Here is a 3,483-nt window from a genome sequence, read left to right on the forward strand (position 1 = left end):
ACGAGCCGGTCAACCGCCTGGGTCGCAGCGGCGCTGGTCACCCCAAGAACGCCCGCGAGATCCGTTGCGCGTGCCGGCGTGCCAGCGGACTCGCGAGCTGCGAGGAACTGGACCGCGTGGAAGTCGCTCGCGCGGAGACTCATTCGAACACGAGCGCGAGTCTGAAGCATCGTCTCCGCCGCCCGCAGTCGATTCACCGACTCCAGCAGCAGCACCCCGGTCGGAACCGCCTCACCGTGCTCCGCCATCCCCGTCTCCGTCTCCGCACTCAACGGACCCCACGATCCGTTCTCGCCTCCCGTGCCGTTTCAGTGTGGCAGTCCACGCCGATGGTTTCCTCCGACCGGCCACCCCCTCCGGTGGAGGTCGCGCAACCGTTTCCCGGCGAGAGCTGCATTCATCTCGTCCGCTCGCGGATCGAGATGTGCTCGTGCGAACCCGCATGGCCGACCGCGCGCCCACATCGCCGCCGATCAAATCTGATCCCACACTCGTTGGTCATCAGCGGCAGAGCCGAGCAGAACCTGGGACGGAGGACGGCAACTACGGGGCACCGGCGACGGGGATGTCCCAGACGGTGGTCTCTTCGTACTGCTCGGACCAGCCGCGGCGCATCCGGGCGGCGGCCCGGTCGAATGCGTCGACGACGTCGGTGTCCGGGGTCAGGAGCGCTTGCAGACGGATGCCGTCGTAGAGGGCGAGGAGCTGCTGCGCGCCGCGGATCGGGTCCATGGTCGCGGGTTCCCGGCCGGCGCGGACGTCCTCCTGTAGTGCGGTGCGGACGGTCTCGCGGAACTGCAGGTACGCCGACCGGTAGTAGTCGGCACCGTCCGTGGACGGGTCGGTCGAGATCGCGAGCGTCGCGGCGATGAGGCGCATGAGTGCCGGGTCCTCGGCGTGGGCGGAGAGCAGCGCGTGCAGGAAGGCCACCGTCCCCTTCTCGCCGGTGAGCGGCAGCAGCGGGGCCGACACGGCGCGGGTCCACCGCATCACCGCGGCGGCGAGCAGTGCGTGTTCGGAGGGGAACAGCTCGAGGATCTCGGCGGGACGCATCCCCGACCGCGACGCGACGCCGTCGAGCGAGAAGCGCGACACGCCTCCGTCGTGGATGACCGCGATCGCACCGTTGATGGCCCGGGTGCGCGGGACCTCCTCGTCCGCGGCGTTCTGGTTCGTCAGCGGTGCCAGCGGGTGCTTCCGGAACCAGTCCAGCAGGGCGCGGGCGCGGGAAGCACCGAACGCCGGGTCGCTCGGACGGCCGGCGGTGAACAGGTCGCTGAACCCCGGGACGTCGTGCATCAGCGGGTCGAGCGACTGGAACGCCATCGACCAGTCGGGGAACGAGCGCTGCGTGATCGGTTCGTCGAGCAGCACCCGCACGTTCGTGTGCCGCGGATCGGCCCGGACCTGCTCGAAGCGCTGCCGGACGACGTCGTCCTCGCCCTCGATGATGCCGATGCAGTTGTCGTCGCGGTGCGCGAGCATCCCCGTGATGCCGAGTCGCGTGTTCTTCTCGCGTCCGACCGCCAGGATCTGGGCGAGCTCGGAATCCGTGATCGGACGGGTCTGGGTACTGGTGTAGACGAGCGATCGCATGCTCGTTTCTCCTCACGGCTTCTGCTTCGTAGTTGTCGTCGAGTGAACCGAGCATCCTCGACGACCACAACCCCACCTTCGGGATAGGTCACAGCAGCAAGACGCCGACCACGTCCGACCCGCGCGGAAGCGCGCCGAATCCTTGACCACGCCTCATATTTGTAGAACGATGCGGGCATGGCGATGCGCCTACCGCTGGATCCGCGTTGCCGTCCACACAATGACGTGTAGTGGAAGCGCCGCCGTGTCGAACCCGAATCGACACGACGGCGCTTCCTGCAACCACCCTAACCAGGGGCGGCTGCCTTCCGCAGGGATTCACTGACCTACAGGCCTGGCCAGCAACCCGATCGCTGACCATACGACTCAACCAGCAACAGGCAACCATCGGTACCCCCACAACGGGGAACGTACGTTCTCTCGTGGTTCCATGAGCTCGGCTCGGCGGCGTGAACCTTCTCGGTCAAGAACCAACGTTTCAGGGGCACCGATCACGTCCGCAGCAGCCATCGCTGCCCGGTACGTGACCTGCGGGCCGCCGCGTTGCCGACGGTGGCAGTGCTGGGAGGGTAGCCCTACATCGCGCGCGAGCACGGCACCGCCTGCGAGTTCCGTCAGTGCTCGGTGCTGACCTTCCGGAACGCCTCCGACATCCCCTCGGTGAACTGGATGAACGTGTCCACGTGCTCCATCTGCAACGACTGCTCGAGCACTCGGCGGTACGCAGAACGAAGAACGCCGACGATGGCGAACCCGTCGACTGACAGTTCGATCTGAACGCTGCGTCGGTCGTTCGGGTTCCGGACGCGATCGAGGAGCCCCCGCTTGGCGAGCCGGTCCAGGAGGGCCGTGACAGCGCCTGTTCCCATCTCGAGGTACGCCCCGAGCTCTTTCGGGGTGCGGTCCTCGTCGACCGCGCCGAGGAACTTCGGCGCCCGGAGGTCGACCGGATTGAGATCATGCGTCACCGCGAGGTGCTGGATGAGGTGTGCGTGCTCCACCTGGGCTGCGTAGAACGCCGAGACCGCGACATCCAACAGGCGATCGCGGTCCAGAGCGTCATCAGGGGACAAGGTTCCTGGCATGTTCACAGCTTAGTCGGAATCCGTGTAGACCGAAAGTAGACAAACTCGAATATTGAGGCGTATGGTCGATGTTGCTCGGATTTCGAGCTATCGAATCGTCAAAAGGATGTTCCTCATGCGCCGCCCGAACCGCACCATGTCACGAATCGCGACCCTCGCTGTCATCCCGGCAGCGCTGCTCGCTGCGGGCGTCGCTGTCTCGACCGCGTCGTACTCGGCGTTCTCGGCAACGTCCTCGGACGACGCCAACAACTGGTCGATGGGATCCGTCGCGCTGGCCAACGATGCCTCGAACAGCGCGATGTTCTCCGCCTCGAACCTCAAGCCCGGTTCCACGGGCACGAACTGCATCGCCGTCACCTCGAGTGGGTCGCTGCCGAGCGCGGTGAAGCTGTACGCCACGAACGTGCAGCAGACGAAGGCGCTGGCGTCGTACGTCACTCTGCAGGTGAAGCAGGGCAGTGGTGGCGGCTACGGCACCTGCAGCGGCTTCACGGCAGCGTCCGGTTCCGAGGGCACGCTCTACAACGATTCTCTGGCGTCGTTCGCATCGACCCGCACGAACTACGCGTCGGGACTCGGCACGTGGAAGCCCACGGGTGACAAGGCCGAGACGAAGACCTTCCAGATCACGTACACCGTCTCGCCCGACGCGCCGGCATCGCTCATGGGTGCCACGGCGGTCCTCGGCTTCACCTGGGAAGCGCAGAACTCCTGACCTGCTCGGAGACGATTGCAAGGGAGCCGACGATGCGTGCGTCGCTGTGGGGACGGTTTGCCGTGGTGCTCGGCGCTCGTGCCG

General features: G+C 66.5%; 3 protein-coding genes and 1 pseudogene. 1 reads left to right on the forward strand and 3 read right to left on the reverse strand.

Annotated elements, in window-relative coordinates:
* The 3 genes and pseudogenes from ITJ56_RS18640 to ITJ56_RS17990 form a co-directional block, all read right to left on the reverse strand.
* Positions 1 to 248: pseudogene (locus tag ITJ56_RS18640) on the reverse strand (hypothetical protein); the annotation flags it as partial.
* A gap of 295 nt (positions 249 to 543) precedes the next feature.
* Positions 544 to 1,596, reverse strand: a complete 1,053-nt coding sequence (locus tag ITJ56_RS17985; RefSeq protein ID WP_194632003.1) for a BLUF domain-containing protein — start codon at positions 1,594 to 1,596, stop codon at positions 544 to 546.
* Positions 1,597 to 2,210: 614 nt separating this feature from the next.
* Entirely contained in the window at positions 2,211 to 2,681 is a 471-nt protein-coding gene (locus ITJ56_RS17990) for a MarR family winged helix-turn-helix transcriptional regulator (protein WP_194632004.1), read from the reverse strand.
* 115 nt (positions 2,682 to 2,796) lie between these two features.
* On the opposite strand from ITJ56_RS17990, the gene ITJ56_RS17995 reads away from it, so the two are divergent.
* Positions 2,797 to 3,399 carry a hypothetical protein gene (locus ITJ56_RS17995; RefSeq protein WP_194632005.1) on the forward strand — a complete coding sequence of 201 codons (603 nt, stop codon included), beginning with the start codon at positions 2,797 to 2,799 and terminating at the stop codon, positions 3,397 to 3,399.
* The last annotated feature ends 84 nt before the right edge of the window (positions 3,400 to 3,483 follow it).

Origin of the sequence: Curtobacterium sp. VKM Ac-1376, assembly GCF_015351025.1 — a bacterium.
Taxonomy (GTDB): domain Bacteria; phylum Actinomycetota; class Actinomycetes; order Actinomycetales; family Microbacteriaceae; genus Curtobacterium.

What these genes read in the sequence shown, in the direction of transcription:
- ITJ56_RS17985 (WP_194632003.1), bottom strand. Translation starts at nt 1,596, where the DNA reads ATGCGATCGCTCGTCTACACCAGTACCCAGACCCGTCCGATCACGGAT.
- ITJ56_RS17990 (WP_194632004.1), bottom strand. Translation starts at nt 2,681, where the DNA reads ATGCCAGGAACCTTGTCCCCTGATGACGCTCTGGACCGCGATCGCCTG.
- ITJ56_RS17995 (WP_194632005.1), top strand. Translation starts at nt 2,797, where the DNA reads ATGCGCCGCCCGAACCGCACCATGTCACGAATCGCGACCCTCGCTGTC.